This is a genomic window from Tsukamurella sputi, assembly GCF_007858445.1.
Classification (GTDB): Bacteria; Actinomycetota; Actinomycetes; order Mycobacteriales; family Mycobacteriaceae; genus Tsukamurella; species Tsukamurella sputi.
This window is the reverse complement of sequence record NZ_VIGV01000001.1, coordinates 180,721-194,959: the sequence shown is the minus strand read 5'-3', so window position 1 is coordinate 194,959 and position 14,239 is coordinate 180,721. Positions and strand designations below refer to the sequence as shown.

The window sequence follows — 14,239 nt, the reverse complement described above, 5'->3', positions numbered from 1 at the left end:
GCCCGAAGCGTGCTCCCCGTGGGCGACCGGCGCCAGGGTTGCGCCCTCGGTGATCGTGGCTCTACAGCCCCGCGTACACCGCCACCGGCCCGCCCTCGAGGACGTGCACGGCGACGGGGGTCTCGAAGATCTCGGTGAGCAGCTCGCCGGTCATGATCTCCGACGGTGCGCCCGACGCCGCGATGGTGCCGTTCTTCAGCGCCACGATGCGGTCCGCGTAGGCGGCCGCGAAGTTGAGGTCGTGCACCACCAGGATGATCGTCTTGCCCAGCTCGTCGGCGGCGCGGCGCAGGCGGCGCATCATGCCCACCTGGTGCCGCATGTCGAGGTTGTTGAGGGGCTCGTCGAGCAGGATCACGTCGGTGTCCTGGGCCAGTGTCATCGCGACGTAGGCGCGCTGCCGCTGCCCGCCCGAGAGTTCGTCGAGGAATCGGTCGGACAGCTCCGTCAGGCCCAGGAAGCCCAGGGCTTCGTCGACGTGCCGCTCGTCGTCCGCGGTCATCCGCCCCCGGCTGTGCGGGAACCGGCCGAAGGCGACGAGGTCGCGCACCGTCAAGCGGGCGTTGACGCCGTTCTCCTGCCGGAGGATCGCGAGCTTGCGGGCCACCTCGGTGGGCTTCATCGTGCCGATGTCGGTGCCCTCGAGCAGCGCCGTGCCGGAGTCCGGGGTGAGCAGCCGGCCCAGGATGGTGAGCAGCGTGGACTTGCCGGCGCCGTTCGGGCCGACGAGCGCCGTGACGCCGCCCCGGGAGAACTCCCCGGAGACGGGGCCCAGAACGACGGTCTCGGCGTACTTCTTCGTCAGATCCGTGAAGGCGAGCGCGGAGACGGTGTCCGTCGAGGCGGTGACGTCTTTCAGGCTGTTGTTCACATGGTCCCCTTCCGGCGGAACAGCATGGCGAGGAACAGGATTCCGCCGACGAACTCGATGATCACCGTGAGCATCCCGTTGGCGTAGAAGATGTTGTGCAGGATGAACTGCCCGCCGGCGAGCATGATCACGCCGATCAGGAAGGCCATCGGCAATGTCGCGCGGTGCCGCCAGTCGCCCGCCAGCTGGTAGGCCAGCGTGGCGATGATGAAGCCGAAGAACATCATCGGACCCACCAGGGCGGTGCTCACCGAGACCAGGACGGCGATGAGCACCAGGGCCAGCGTCAGCTCGTACCGGTGCCGTACGCCGAGTGCCACCGCGGGATCGCGGCCGAGCAGCAGCACGTCGAGCACGCGGCGCCGCTGCCAGACGATCACGCCGACGATCACGCAGGCGGCTCCGGCGATCGGCAGCAGATCCGCGTTCACCGCCGTCAGGCGGCCGTACAGCTTGATCGAGAGCGCGTCGAAATCGGTGGGGGAGAGCAGGCGCTGCAGGAACTCGGAGATCGACCGGAAGGCGAGGCCCAGCACCACGCCCGCGAGGAGGAGCAGGAACATGCTCCCGAACCGGCCGGAGAAGAGCCAGCCGTACAGCACCGCGGCGAAGAGCACCATGGTCACGGTCTGGGCCAGGAACTGCGGCACCGAATCCCCGTTGTCCACGAATCGGCTGCCCACCACGGAGACGCCCACCGTCTGGATCAGTACGTACAGCCAGTTGAGGCCGATGATCTCCGGCGTCAAGATCCGGTTGTGCGTCACGGTGTGGAAGAGCACCGTCGAGATCGCCCCGGCGAACGCGGCGATGAGGATCGCGGTGGCGGTGCGGACACGCCGCTCGAAGGACAGGCCGAACTGGAAGTCCCAGCGCAGGACGTCGTCCGCGCCGGTGCGCATCAGCAGGTAGAGCGCAAGGCTCACGGCCGCGAGCGTTCCCGCGATGGCGAGTCGGGCGCGCCAGCCCACGCGCGTAGTGCGGCCGTCGATGGACGGCGCCGAGGCCATTTCAGAGAGCGACACGGTTCCTCCTCGAGAGCACGATGGTGAGGAAGGTGATGGTGCCGATCACGCCCATGATCACCGAGACGGGGATCTCCATGGGCCGCACCACCACCCGGCCGATCAGATCGCAGCCCACGATGAGCACGGTGGCCAGCACCGCGACCCACGGCAGTCCGCTGCGCACGTCGTCGCCGCGCAGCGCGCTGATCAGGTTCGGCACCACCAGGCCGAGGAACGGGATGAATCCGACGACCACGCTGGTGACACCGGTCGCCAGGGCGACCATGGTGACGCCGACGCCCATCGTCAGGCCGTAGCGCAGGCCCAGCGAGGTCGCGACGTCCTTGCCCAATCCGGCGATGGTGAAGTAGTTCGCGAACACGTAGGTGGCCACCGCGATGATCGCGACCGCCCACAGCGGCTCGTAGAAGCCACGCACGATGTGCGCGAAACCGCCCGAACGCCAGGAGGTCACGGCCTGCAGCAGGTTGGCGCCGATCGCCAGGTAGGTGGTGATGGCGCTGACCACGGCGCCCAGCATGAGGCCCACCAGGGGCACGATGGCCGAGCGGCGGGCGCGGATCCGGGAGAGGAATCCGAGGAAGATCATGGTGCCCACGAAGGCGGTCGCGGTGGCGAACAGCATCCGCACCAACGGCGAGGCGCCGGGCAGGTAGAGCATGCACAGCAGCACGCCCAGCCCTGCCCATTCGGCGGTCCCGGCCGTCGTCGGCTCCACGAACCGGTTCTGGGTCAATCGCTGCATGATGACGCCGGAGAAGCTCATCGCGAGGCCGGCGAAGACCAGTGCGGCCGTGCGGGGCACGCGGGAGATGAAGAACATGCGCCACATCTCGTCGTCGCCGGACAAGAGGCCCGCGAGTGTGATGCGGTACTCGCCGGTCAGCAGCGAGGCGCACAGCAGGGCCACGCAGGCGACGGCGAGGAGGGGCAGAGCGACGCGACCCAGGCGGGTCCCCTTCCGGGAACCCGCCCGGGCGGGAGCGTCAGTGGCGGTGGCCGTCACTTCTTGGCGGCGATGGCCTCAGCGAGCTTGGCGTAGTTCTCGCCGTAGTCCTGGATGCCCTCGCGGATGTAGAAGTCGTTGTCCAGGTAGAAGATGCGGTCCTTCTGCTGGAACTCGACTCCTGCGAAGGCCTGCTGCGCCTTGAAGGTCTCGGCGGCGGTCTGCGGCTTGCTGCCGTCGGTCGGCGGGACCGCGGCGTCGCGGTCCATCACGATGACCCACTGCGGGTTGGCCTGGGCGATCGCCTCGGGCGTGAGGCCCGAGTTCTGGTGGTGATCGCCCGCGCTGCCCGCGAAGACGTCCTTGAGGTTCAGCGGGGCGACGAAGGGCTGCATGCGCTTGGCGCCGTTGTCGATCTTGCCGCCATTGACGATCGACAGGAAGACGGTCTGGCCGGTGGCCTGGGCCTTGGCCGCGTCGAGCTTCTTGTCGAAGTCGGCGACGATCTGCTTGGCCTGCTCGTCCTTGCCGAAGATCTTGCCCAGCGTGATCGTGGAATCGCGCATGGTCTCGACACGGCCCTTGGGCGCGCTGTCCTCGGCGGCGATGTCGATGAAGGCGGCGCCGGTCTTCTCGGCGATCTTCTTGATGTCGCCCTCGGCCTTGGCGAAGCGGTAGCCGCCGATGATCAGGTCGGGCTTGACGTCCTCGAGCACGTCCAGCTTCGGCTCCGCGTGGGTACCCGTGTCCTTGATGTCCGCGTTGTTGATCCAGTCACCCAGGACGCTCTTGGCGAACAGGCCCTTGGGGATCGCGACGGGGGTGACGCCCATGGCCTTGACGGTCTCGGCGCTGGTGTTGTCGAGCACCACGACCCGCTTCGGGTTCTTGGGGACCTGGACCTCGCCCTTGTTGGTGCTGACGGTGATCTTCTCGCCGGCGGCGGGCTTGTCCTCGTCGGAGCCGGTGGTCGAGCAGCCGGCGAAGACGAGGCCGGTCGCCATCAGCGCCGCCGCGACGGGAGCGGCCTTGCGGAAGCGGGTGAACATGCGGGGTGACTCCATTCTCGTTCTTGCTTCAAGACGGACACCGTAAGCCAACAGTAAAGAGGCTTAGGTAAACGGAACCATACCCAGAAGTGGCTAGGTTTGCCTAACTCAGGCGATCGCGATCACGCCGAGCGGTCGACCAGGACCGCCGCGAGCCGTGCCAGGACGGGCCGCGCACCGTCGGCGATGGGCGCCTCGGCGATGGCGGATGTGGCCCGGGCCGTCAGCTCCTCCACCCGCGCCTGCATGGCCGACGGTGCCCCGGTGGTGCGGAGAGCGGCGCGGGCGCGCTCGACGCCGGCGTCGTCGAGATCGGTGCCGACCAGCGCGCGCAGCTCGTCCGCGGCATCGCCGCCGGTCGCGAGGGCGTGCGCCAGCATGGGCGTGTGCTTGCCGGAGCGCAGGTCGTCGCCCGACGGCTTGCCCGTGATCGCGGGATCGCCGAAGGCGCCCAGGAGGTCGTCGCGCAGTTGGAAGGCCACGCCGAGGTCCACCCCGATGCCGCGCAGGGCGGCGATCGCCTCGTCGGACGCCCCGGCCAGCGCCGCGCCCACGTGCAGCGGCCGCTCGACGGTGTAGCCGGCCGTCTTGAAACGGACGACGCGCTCCGCCGCCGCCTCGGACTCATCGCGCGAGGCCTCGCTCACGATGTCGAGCAGCTGGCCGCCCAGGACCTCGGTGCGCATCGCGGCCCAGGCGCGTGCGGCGCGCAGGTAGCGCTCCGGTGCCAGCCCGGCGCCGAGGAACATGTCGTCGGCCCAGGCCAGGGCGAGGTCGCCGAGGAGGATCGCCGTCGCCTCGCCGAACTTCTCCGACGAGCCCGACCAGCCCCGCTCCGCGTGCAGCTGCGCGAATTCGCGGTGCGTGGTGGGGAAGCCGCGACGGGTCAGCGAGGCGTCGATGATGTCGTCGTGGATCAGCGCGCACGCCTGGACGAACTCGAGCGAGGAACAGGCCCGCAGGGCGGCCCGGGCGACGTCCCCGTCGGCCTCGCCGCCGCCCGCCAGCCACCCCGTCCACGCGAACGCCGGCCTAATACGCTTACCGCCGCGCAAAATGAAGCGCTCCAGTCCCGCAGTGGCCTCGGAGAACACCGGGCCGACGGGTTCGACCAGGTCACGGCGCTCCTCGAGGAAGGATTCGAGCGCCGGTTGCACGGCCGCCGCGATGTCCGTGAGGGAGGTCTGGGGCGGGGCGACGGGCAGCGTCATACCGGCAAACCTATTCTGAAAGCGTGACCGAACAAAGCCGGACCGTACTCGACCGCCTCGACGCCGTGCGCGCGAGCGGCCGAATGCCGTTCTCGGTGGAGTTCATGCCGCCGCGCGACGCCGACGGCGAGGCCCGGCTGTGGCGCGCGGTGCGCACCTTCGAGCGGATGGACCCGGCCTTCGTCTCGATGACCTACGGCGCGGGCGGCTCGACCCGCGATCGCACCGTCCGCGTCACGGGCGAGATCGCCGCGTCGACCACCCTGCTGCCGGTGGCGCACCTGACCGCGGTGAACCACAGCATCTCGGAGCTGCGCGCGCTCATGGGTGCGTACGCCGACCAGGACGTGCGCAACGTGCTCGTGCTGCGCGGCGATCCGCCCGGCGATCCGCTGGGCCGCTGGGTGCGCCATCCCCAGGGGCTCAAGTACGCCTGTGAGGTCGTCGAGCTGGTGCGCGAGCTGGGCGACTTCCACGTGGGCGTCGCGTCCTTCCCCGAGGGCCACCACCGCTCGCCGAACCGCGAATCCGACATCCGCTACTTCGCGAACAAGCTGCGGGCCGGCGCGGACTACTCCATCACGCAGATGTTCTTCGACGTCGACGACTACCTGCGCCTGCGCGACGACGTCGCCGCGTTCGACCCGGAGCAGGGCGCCAAGCCGCTGATCCCGGGCATCATGCCGATCACCTCGCTGAAGTCGGTCTCGCGCATGGCGGAGCTGTCGAACGCGAAGATCCCCGACGCGATGCGCAACGAGCTGCGCGCCGCCGCCGGCGACGGCCCGGAGGAGGACCGCGCGGCCGTGCGCGCCGTCGGCATCGAGATCGCGACCCGGATGGGGGAGCGGCTCATCGCCGAGGGCGCCCCGGCGCTGCACTTCTGCACCCTGAACTTCGCCAAGGCGACGTCCGAGGTGCTCGAGAACCTCGGGATGCTGCCGGTCGGCGTCTAGCCCGGGGCGCGTCCCGCCGCGAAGGCCGCGATCGTCTCGACCATCGTGTCCAGGCCCGGCTGTTCGAGTGGGTAATGGCCCGCGTTCTCGAGCAGCACCGTCGTCACGGGGACGCGGTTGATCCGGTCCAGGAAGGGCGCCGAGAGCTCGAGCGGCGTCCACCTGTCCGCGGCCGGCTGCGTGAGGAGGACCGGGCAGGTGTCGAAGTCCTCGGGCGCGACCGCGGGCCGGAAGTTCAGGTAGGAATCGAGGAAGGCCACCGTCACGCTGTTACCGGCCGAGGTGCGGTCGGCGTAGCAGGCGCGTTTGGCCGCCGGGTCGTTGACCAGGGCCCGCATCTTGCTGACCAGCCTCATCGGCACCTTGGCGGTCCGCAGCGGCGTGCGGGCGAGCGCCTTCATCACGGGCGCTCCGAGGCTGCCGGTGACGGGGTCGAAGGCCGTCTCGCGTCGCACCGCCGGGGACTGCTGGTCCAGGAAGGTCATCCCGACGATCCCGCTGACCCGGCGATTGATGGACGCGACGTGGTAGGTCTCCATGCCACCCGCCGACAGTCCGTAGAGGACCACGGGCCGGTCGTCCTTCGCGAGTTCGGCGTCCACGAGGTCGGAGCCGATGCGCACCCAGTCGTCGTAGACGACCGGGGCACCGGGCGCGACCTCGGTGAGGCCGTAGCCGGGCATGTCGATCGCCACGGTCTCGAAGCCGCGTTCCGCGAGCGGCCGGCCGAGGATCGTCGACATCTGGCGGCCGTTGGTGCCCACGCCGTGGAGCAGGATCACCTTCACCGCTGCAGCGGGGTTCCGGTAGACGTCGAGGTGGATGCGATGGCCGCGGTGCTCCCACCACTGTTCGTCGGGCTCGGTGTCCGGCGTCAGCCGGTACGACGCGGGGAGGAACTCCTGGATGGTCCGCCACGCGGACTGTTCGGCGTAGTTCACGGACGTCCCGTCTATCGGTTCAGCTTCTGGCGCAACCACTGCGGCAGTTCGACGAGCGACTCCGGCTCGGCGCTCTCCTGGCCGGGCTTCGGGCTGCGGTCGCGCCGTACGTAGGCGATCCCGGTCACGACGGCGGCGGCCAGGAGCGAGACCAGCGCCGTGATCCACGCCCAGGTCGTGAACGAGGCGATCGACGGATCCGCGTACTCGGCCTCAGCGGTGAGCGCCGCGGAGGTGCCGGCGTTGAGCGTCCACGTCACGAGGTCGTCGGCCTCCTGCTGGCCGTTGGTGGCGGTCACCGGGCCGGGGAACTGCAGCGAGACCACGATCACGGCCGAGTTCGGCGACAGGGCGGAGAGGTCTGCGGTGCCGGAGAGGACCACCGTTCCGCCGGTGCGCTGCACCCGCATCTTGATCGACGCCGCCGAGGTGTCGAAGGCCTGGGAGACCACGTCGCCGACCTGATTGAACTGGCCGAAGGTGATCGTCTCGAAGATCATCTGCGTGCCGACTTTGCCGTTCGAGTCGTACGCCTTGACCTCCGCGAGGCCCTTCAGCTCGCCGGGTGCCGCGATCTGCGGTCCCTGCGGGTTCGACGCGGGTGTCTGGGCCGCCACGATCTTGCCGGACATGCGGTCGCCGGCGCCGGGACCCGAGCACGCCGCGGGGGCGGCGACCAGCAGCAGGACCGCCAACGCCGCGAGCATCCTTCGGAGAGTCACGGTCGCCATCGTGCCAGGTGTCCCAGGTCGCGGGCGAGCAGCCGCGCCGCGATCCGCCCGCTCGATCCGTTCACGCCGCCGCCCGGGTGCATCGACGCGCCCGCCAGCGCGAGTCCGGGCGCACCCGGGACCCGCCCGCCCGCGAGCTCGGGGACCGGCCTGAAGAGCAGCATGTTGTGCAGCGCCATCTCGACGTGCATGACGTTCCCGCCGAGCAGGCCCAGTTCGGATTCCAACGTCGCCGGGGTCTGTACGAAGCGATGCTCGATCGACTCCGCGAAGCCGGGCGCCCAGAGCCCCGTCTCCGCGACGATCCGGTCCGCCTCCCGCTCCGCGGCATCCGCCCACGCGCCCTCCGCGAGCGCGTACGGGTACCACTGCGCCCACAGGGTCGTGGTGTGCCGGCCGGGCGGCGCGATCGACGGGTCCAGGCCGGAGAAGGTCATCGCCAGCACGGCGGGCCGGCGGGGCGCGTCCCCGGCCAGCATGTCGCCGCGGGCGCGCGCGAGGTGGCCGCGGTCCGCCGTGAGCAGGCCGAGTCCGGCCTGCTCGGCCAGGGGCACCCCGTCGAAGGCCGGCGGGGCCGTGGTGCCCAGCCGCAGCACCATGCCCACACCCGGCCCGACCTGGATGCTCCGGCGCCAGCCGGACAGGCGCGCGGCGTCGTAGCCACCGCGTTCCAGGAGGTCCAGCGTGGTCAGGACGTGGCATCCGGCGAGCACGGTGCGGGCCCGGACGGTGCGGTCACCGTCGGGCGCGGCGACGGTGACCTCCCACCCTCGGCCGGACCGGCGCAGGGCCGTCACGGGCGTCTCCAGCTCGACAGTGCCCCCGTCGGCCGTCAGGCGGCCGATCAGGGCGCGGGTGAGCGCGCCGCTGCCGCCGACGGCGCGGCCGGGCGGGAGCGTGTGCATGAGGGCGGCGAAGCCGATCATGGGTGCGGTGCCGGGTTCGCTCATCGCGGGGCCCGACTGCGCGCCGAACCAGGCCAGGGCGGCCTTGAGGCGTTCGTCGTCGAAGTACTCGTCGAGCAGCTGATCACCCGAGGCGAGGTAGGTGCGCGACATCTGCGTGATGCTCGCGCGCCCTTTGGTGGGCCAGAAGGCGCGGCCGAGCCGCGGTGCGCTGGGGGAGGAGCCGAACGCGGCCATGGTGGCCCGCGCGCGGGGCGTCCAGTCCGCCACGAAGCGACGGTACGCCGCCGCCTCCCGCGGCCCGCAGGCCGCGGCGATGGATTCCGCAGTGGCGTCCAGGTCCTGCCGGAAGACGATCGGCGGTGCGGTGGTGCCCGGCGGGCCGGGCGCGAAGGCCCAGGGATCGCAGTCCAGGTAGCGCAGGCCGTGCGCCGCGAGGTCGAGCTCCTCGGCGATGCCGGTGTGCCGGAACATCAGGTGCGCCGACGAGCCGCGATCGATCCGGTAGCCCGGGAACCGTTCGACGGTGCTCACCGCCCCGCCCGGCACGGTGTCGGCCTCGAAGACCGCCACGGAGCGGCCTTGGGCCGTCAGGTACGCCGCGCCGACCAGCGCGTTGTGGCCCGAGCCGACGACGGCCACGTCGACCTCGGTGATCACGGCGCGATCCGGTTCACGGCGCCGGCGGGGCGAAGGGGAGGTCGCGGCCGAGGACGGCGAACGGGCGCGGATCGCCGGAGAAGCGGAAGTCGCGCAGCACGTCGTAGAAGCCGGTGCGGCGGTACAGGCGCCAGGCCCGGTTCTGTTCGGCGGCGACCTCCGGCGTGGAGAGCAGCACGCGCGGCTCGGGGCGGCCCGCCAGGAGAGCGCCCAGGAGGGCCGAACCCACGCCGTGCCCCTGGGCCGCGGGATGCACGTGCAACTCGGTGAGCTCGAAGTAGTCGGCGGCCACCGCGTCGATCTCCGGCTGGGAGAGCCCGCGCCGGCCCAGCCCCACGCGCAGTTGCCGGTTCCACCACTGATCGCCTGCGCCGCTGTAGCCGTAGGCGATGCCCACCAGGTGGTCGACCATCCGGCCGTCCTCGGTGGGCAGCGCCTGCACGGCGCCGAAGGCGGCGTAGCCGGGCCGGTTGAGGTGCTCGCGCCACATCGGCAGCCGGTGCGACTCCGTACCCGCGGGGTAGTCCATGGCGGCCACGTAGATCTGCAGGGCGGCGGGCAGCCACAGGGTGGCGTCCTGCGGGGACAGGACGTGGATCCGCGGTTGCTGCGCGGGCACTGCGGTCACGGACTTCCTCTCCCTTGACGTCTCGGACACTCACGCTATATTAGAAGTGATCGAATGATTGTTCGATCGCGGACCATCGGATTGGTGCACACGTTCTGGCGCCGGGGCTTCGGTCGCCGATCCCGGTCCGGCGGGCGGGACTGCCGCGGAACGAGGGAAGCGTTACGTGTCAGTCCCGTCCGATACAACACGGAGTAACAGCGCAGAAGTTCCACGGAGCAGGAGGAAGGTCATGGTCGAATCGAAGGCACGGATCGATCACGTCGGTTCCCGTCGTCGCATGGGCGAGTCGGGCGCGGCGCGCATCCTCGACCGTGCGGATCAGTTCCTGGCCCGTGCCGGCGGTTCGCCCGCCCCGGCCGATCAGTACCGCGAGATCTATCACGCCGCCCTGCGCGGTGCGGCCGCGCTGCTCGCCGAGCGGGAGACCGGCGTGCGTCGCCCCACGCGCAACGCCTGGCTGCGGCTCGCGAAGGCCGCGCCGGGGTACGCGGAATGGGTCGCGTACTTCACCGCGGTGTCCGGCGTGGTGGCCGCGCTGGAGACCACGGCCCGCACCGTCGGGGCGGACGAGGTCGAGGTCCTGCACTCGCGCGTGCAGACCTTCCTGAATTCCGTCGAGTCGGACCTGAGCCGCGCCGCCTGATTTCTCACAGCGAACGCTCATTCTTCGGTGGATGGTGGTCGTCGGGTCGTGAGCCTCGTATCATGAAGGGAGGAGTTGGACCCCATGAGTGCTGAAGGAGGGGAACGTGCCACTCTCCGAGCACGAGCAGCGCATGCTCGATCAGATCGAGAGCGCGCTCTACGCCGAGGATCCGAAGTTCGCGTCGAACGTGCGCGGCGGCCGGTTCGCCGGTGCGACGGGTAGGCGTCGCGTCATCGCCGCGATCGGCTTCGCGGTCGGATTGATGCTGCTCATCGCAGGAATGTTGCTGGGTAAGGTCGAGTACACCGTGATCGTCGGCCTCATCGGTTTCCTGCTGATGTTCGGGTCCGTGGTCTACGCACTGTGGTCGGGGCCCACGGCCAAGGGTCCGCGTGGCACCGTCGAGGATGACGGGTCGGTCCGCGCCCCGTCGGGTCGCCGGCGGTCCGCCGGCGACGTCCGTGCCTCCGGACAGTCCTTCGTCGCCCGTATGGAGGAGCGCTTCCGCCGCCGCTTCCCGTGAACCTGAGCGCCTGAAAGAGCCGCCGACCTGATGGTCGGCGGCTCTTTTCGTTGCGCTGTGAGCGAAATCGCCGGGGTCTCGCGACCTCGCCCGCTGTGAATCCACGGCTCAACTGAACAGGAGGTCAGATGTGGCCTCGTGTGCGTCTCAGCCGTGGATTCGCAGCGGCCTGCGCGAGGTGCTCGCTGCGAGCCGGCCGCCTACCCGCAGCGCGTGATACCTGCTGCGTCCCACCGCTGCGACCACGCCGTTTCCCGGGCTCCCCACTTCACCCCACTGAGATTCCCCACATCTCCCCACCGTGTGCCCAGCTGGTGTCAATCCAGTCCCAGTCGTCACCCCAGTCGCGCTGATCGCGACGCTTGACCGCGGGTGTGACGAAGTTCGCCACGCCGGTGCGTTTCGCGCCCCCCACTTCGCACCACGCGTTTGACCTGCCACAACTCTGAGAAAACGCCGCGAAACGCGCGGCGATGTGGTTGAAAGTGGAGAACAGTGGGGTAATGTGGGGCGCACTGGAGAAAGACGCGATAGTCTGAAGTCTCGATCCAGTGACAACCCCTCGGGGTAGGCGGGAGGTGACCGTGATGTTCACGGGTACCTACACGCCGAAGCTCGACGACAAGGGACGGCTCACCCTCCCCGCGAAGTACCGCGAGGAACTGGCGGGTGGGCTGACGATCACGAAAGGACAGGATCGAAGCCTCACGGTGTACCCGAAGGCGGAGTTCGAGCGCATCGCCGAGAAGGCGGATGCCATCGAATGGACCGACCCAGCGGGACGCGCCTTCTACCGCAACTTCTTCGCCAGCTCGGACGATCAGCGGCCCGATTCTCAAGGTCGGATCTCGCTCTCGGCCGATCACCGGCGCTACGCAGGCCTGACCAAGGAGTGCGTCGTCGTCGGATCGCGGAGGTTCCTGGAGATCTGGGACGCGGAGGCGTGGGACGCCTACCAGGCACAGCACGAAGACGACTACGCACAGCCGCAGTCCGAATCGCTCAAGGCGATCTTCTGACAACCGCGCTCTCGCGCGGCCCGGTCGAGGTGGACCGAGGCCTGCGCCCGAACCGGCCCTGACGTACTTCCCCAACGCCAGGTACGGGTCGGGCGGGGACCCCGTTCCATCCGCCAGAACCCACCGAACGCCACCGTGTGCCCTGGAGGAGCCATGTCCGACGAGTTCTTCGGCCACGTGCCGGTCCTCGCGACCCGCGTGCGCGAGCTCCTCGCCCCGGCCCTGCAGCACGACGGCGCCGTCTACGTGGACGCCACGCTCGGCGCGGGCGGGCACTCCGAGCTCATCCTCGAATCCTTTCCGCAGGCCCGTGTCGTCGGCCTCGATCGCGACACCGATGCGCACGAGATCGCCGGCGCGCGACTGGCCCGTTTCGGTGACCGCTTCATCCCCGTCCACACCCGCTACGACGGCATGGCCGACGCCCTCGACGAGCTGGGCCTCTCGCGGGCGGCCGGGGGGCCGGGCGTCGACGCGATCCTGTTCGACCTCGGGGTCTCGTCCATGCAGCTCGACCGGCCCGAGCGCGGCTTCGCCTACTCCGTCGACGCGCCGCTCGACATGCGGATGAACGCCGAGGACCCGCTGACCGCGGCCGACGTGCTCAACACCTACTCCCACGGCGATCTCGCACGGATCCTGCAGCGTTACGGCGACGAGCGCTTCGCCGGCAAGATCGCCTCGGCGGTCCTCAAGGAGCGCGAGAAGGAGCCCTTCACCACCAGCGGGCGACTCGTGGAACTCCTCTACGCGACGATCCCCGCGCCGGCCCGGCGCACGGGAGGGCATCCCGCCAAGCGCACCTTCCAGGCCCTGCGCATCGAGGTCAACGCCGAGCTTGCCTCGCTGGAGGCCGCGGTCCCGCAGGGACTCGATGCGCTCGCCCCCGACGGCCGGATCGTCTTCCTGAGCTATCAGTCGCTCGAGGACCGCATCGTCAAGGCCGCGCTCACCGAGCGCACGCGGTCGACCACGCCCGCCGGGCTCCCCGTCGAACTGCCCGGCACCGGCGCGACCTTCGAACTGCTCACCCGCGGTGCCGAGCGCGCCACCGACGACGAGATCGCGGAGAACCAGCGGGCGGCCCCCGTGCGCATGCGCGCGGCACGTCGTCTCGAGAACCCCACCGACCGGACCCGCAGCACGAGGAGCGCGCGATGACCGCACCGAACGTGACCCAGGCACCGTCGACTCCGGACACCCGGACCCGGCGGGCTCCGGCGCGCCGCGACGACCGCGACACCTCGCGGCCCCGGTCGAGCTCCGCGCAGCGCGCCCTGGAACGCCGGCAGAAGCGCCTGGAGCAGCAGCGTGCCGTCCTCGACGCGGGCGGCACCCTGCGGGAGACCCCGGCCGAGCGCGCGCTGCGGCGCCACCGCGACGCCGCAGAATCCACCGGGATCCTGTCCCGGTTGCCCCGGCCCGCGGGCGTGGTGCGCCGCGTTCCCTTCGTGCTGGCCCTGATCGCGCTGGTCTGCGCGGGCCTGGGCCTGACCCTGTGGCTGTCCACCGGGAGCGCCGAGAACTCCTACGACCTCCGCAAGCGGGAGGCCGTGAACACCTCCCTCTCCGAGCAGAAGGCGGCGCTCGAGCGCGACGTGAAGTCGGGGGAGAGCGCACCCGGCCTCGCCGAGCGCGCGACGGCCCTCGGCATGATCCCGGCCGGCACGGTCCCGGTGCTCGTCGGCAAGGAGGGCGGCGCGGTGGTCGTCGTCGGCAAGCCCGCACCCGCGACCGGCGCCGCCAAGCCCCCGCTGAATCCGCCGGCCCAGCGCACGAGTGATCCGAGCGGCGCCACGTCCAACGGATCCGGCACGCCGGTCGCCGGGAATCCCGGGCCCGCGCCTGCGGGCGGGGAACAATTGGTCACCATGAACCCCGGCAGCCCGACCGTCGTGAACGCGCCGACGACCGTACCGTCGCCGGCCGCTCAGAGCCCCGCCCCGAGCCCGGCGCAGAACCCGGCCGCGGCACCGACCCCGAGCCCGGCGCCGCAGGCACCGGTGCAGGGGACGCCCCGGTGACCCGCGCCCAGCGCCAGCCGACGAAGACCCGGCCGACCGCGCGCTCCGGCTCGGCCCGCACGGCCGCACCGAAGCCCGGACCGCAGTCGGCCCGCGCC

The 14,239-nt window shown here is 70.7% G+C and carries 15 protein-coding genes; 6 read left to right on the top strand and 9 right to left on the bottom strand.

Translation table 11 applies throughout. From position 1 onward, the window contains the following. Nucleotides 1-61: 61 nt before the first annotated feature. The 5 genes from FK268_RS00930 to FK268_RS00910 all read right to left on the bottom strand — a co-directional run bounded on the left by FK268_RS00930 (nt 62) and on the right by FK268_RS00910 (nt 5,105). A complete protein-coding gene (locus FK268_RS00930) occupies nt 62-871 on the bottom strand; it encodes an iron ABC transporter ATP-binding protein (RefSeq protein ID WP_269434203.1) in 810 nt (269 codons plus the stop codon). Next, nucleotides 868-1,896: an iron chelate uptake ABC transporter family permease subunit gene (locus tag FK268_RS00925; protein WP_193560225.1), complete on the bottom strand. Its 1,029-nt coding sequence runs from the start codon at nt 1,894-1,896 to the stop codon at nt 868-870. Before FK268_RS00925 ends, FK268_RS00930 begins: the two co-directional genes overlap by 4 nt. After that, on the bottom strand, nt 1,883-2,833 hold the full coding sequence (locus tag FK268_RS00920) for an ABC transporter permease (RefSeq protein WP_438695963.1): 951 nt from the start codon (nt 2,831-2,833) through the stop codon (nt 1,883-1,885). The genes FK268_RS00925 and FK268_RS00920 overlap by 14 nt, the downstream gene beginning before the upstream one ends. Before the next feature lie 68 nt (nt 2,834-2,901). Next, nucleotides 2,902-3,909, bottom strand: a complete 1,008-nt coding sequence (locus FK268_RS00915; RefSeq protein WP_231706865.1) for an ABC transporter substrate-binding protein — start codon at nt 3,907-3,909, stop codon at nt 2,902-2,904. A 107-nt stretch (nt 3,910-4,016) separates the two neighbouring features. Beyond that, nucleotides 4,017-5,105, bottom strand: a complete 1,089-nt coding sequence (locus FK268_RS00910; protein WP_146430274.1) for a polyprenyl synthetase family protein — start codon at nt 5,103-5,105, stop codon at nt 4,017-4,019. Between the two features lie 23 nt (nt 5,106-5,128). Between FK268_RS00910 and metF the strand changes: the two genes are divergently transcribed. Beyond that, a complete protein-coding gene (gene metF, locus FK268_RS00905) occupies nt 5,129-6,061 on the top strand; it encodes a methylenetetrahydrofolate reductase [NAD(P)H] (RefSeq protein ID WP_146430272.1) in 933 nt (310 codons plus the stop codon). On the opposite strand, the gene FK268_RS00900 is transcribed toward metF, so the two are convergent. The 4 genes from FK268_RS00900 to FK268_RS00885 are packed head-to-tail and all read right to left on the bottom strand — an operon-like array spanning nt 6,058 to nt 9,926. Continuing rightward, the gene (locus tag FK268_RS00900) at nt 6,058-7,002 is read right to left on the bottom strand and encodes an alpha/beta hydrolase (RefSeq protein ID WP_146430270.1); all 945 of its coding nucleotides are present in this window, start codon (nt 7,000-7,002) and stop codon (nt 6,058-6,060) included. The two genes, metF and FK268_RS00900, sit on opposite strands and share 4 nt — an antisense overlap. Before the next feature lie 11 nt (nt 7,003-7,013). Further along, entirely contained in the window at nt 7,014-7,724 is a 711-nt protein-coding gene (locus tag FK268_RS00895) for an LppM family (lipo)protein (RefSeq protein WP_146430268.1), read from the bottom strand. Next, a complete protein-coding gene (locus FK268_RS00890; protein ID WP_146430267.1) occupies nt 7,721-9,298 on the bottom strand; it encodes a phytoene desaturase family protein in 1,578 nt (525 codons plus the stop codon). The genes FK268_RS00895 and FK268_RS00890 overlap by 4 nt, the downstream gene beginning before the upstream one ends. A 13-nt stretch (nt 9,299-9,311) precedes the next feature. Continuing rightward, on the bottom strand, nt 9,312-9,926 hold the full coding sequence (locus tag FK268_RS00885) for a GNAT family N-acetyltransferase (RefSeq protein ID WP_146430265.1): 615 nt from the start codon (nt 9,924-9,926) through the stop codon (nt 9,312-9,314). A gap of 232 nt (nt 9,927-10,158) precedes the next feature. On the opposite strand from FK268_RS00885, the gene FK268_RS00880 reads away from it, so the two are divergent. From FK268_RS00880 to ftsL, 5 genes are all read left to right on the top strand, one after another. After that, on the top strand, nt 10,159-10,572 hold the full coding sequence (locus tag FK268_RS00880) for an SAV_6107 family HEPN domain-containing protein (protein WP_146430263.1): 414 nt from the start codon (nt 10,159-10,161) through the stop codon (nt 10,570-10,572). A gap of 106 nt (nt 10,573-10,678) precedes the next feature. Beyond that, nucleotides 10,679-11,098, top strand: a complete 420-nt coding sequence (locus FK268_RS00875; protein WP_146430261.1) for an SCO2097 family morphological protein — start codon at nt 10,679-10,681, stop codon at nt 11,096-11,098. 587 nt (nt 11,099-11,685) lie between these two features. Then, entirely contained in the window at nt 11,686-12,117 is a 432-nt protein-coding gene (gene mraZ / locus FK268_RS00870; RefSeq protein WP_126197196.1) for a division/cell wall cluster transcriptional repressor MraZ, read from the top strand. A gap of 153 nt (nt 12,118-12,270) precedes the next feature. Continuing rightward, complete coding sequence (rsmH, locus tag FK268_RS00865; RefSeq protein WP_146430259.1) at nt 12,271-13,278, top strand: 16S rRNA (cytosine(1402)-N(4))-methyltransferase RsmH; 1,008 nt, start codon at nt 12,271-12,273, stop codon at nt 13,276-13,278. Next, complete coding sequence (gene ftsL, locus FK268_RS00860) at nt 13,275-14,141, top strand: cell division protein FtsL (RefSeq protein ID WP_146430257.1); 867 nt, start codon at nt 13,275-13,277, stop codon at nt 14,139-14,141. The genes rsmH and ftsL overlap by 4 nt, the downstream gene beginning before the upstream one ends. Nucleotides 14,142-14,239 lie beyond the last annotated feature (98 nt).

Bases quoted from the DNA above. Each gene is read 5' to 3' on its own strand.
- FK268_RS00915 (WP_231706865.1), bottom strand. From the start codon at position 3,909: ATGGAGTCACCCCGCATGTTCACCCGCTTCCGCAAGGCCGCTCCCGTC.
- FK268_RS00910 (WP_146430274.1), bottom strand. From the start codon at position 5,105: ATGACGCTGCCCGTCGCCCCGCCCCAGACCTCCCTCACGGACATCGCG.
- FK268_RS00880 (WP_146430263.1), top strand. From the start codon at position 10,159: ATGGTCGAATCGAAGGCACGGATCGATCACGTCGGTTCCCGTCGTCGC.
- mraZ (WP_126197196.1), top strand. From the start codon at position 11,686: ATGTTCACGGGTACCTACACGCCGAAGCTCGACGACAAGGGACGGCTC.
- rsmH (WP_146430259.1), top strand. From the start codon at position 12,271: ATGTCCGACGAGTTCTTCGGCCACGTGCCGGTCCTCGCGACCCGCGTG.
- ftsL (WP_146430257.1), top strand. From the start codon at position 13,275: ATGACCGCACCGAACGTGACCCAGGCACCGTCGACTCCGGACACCCGG.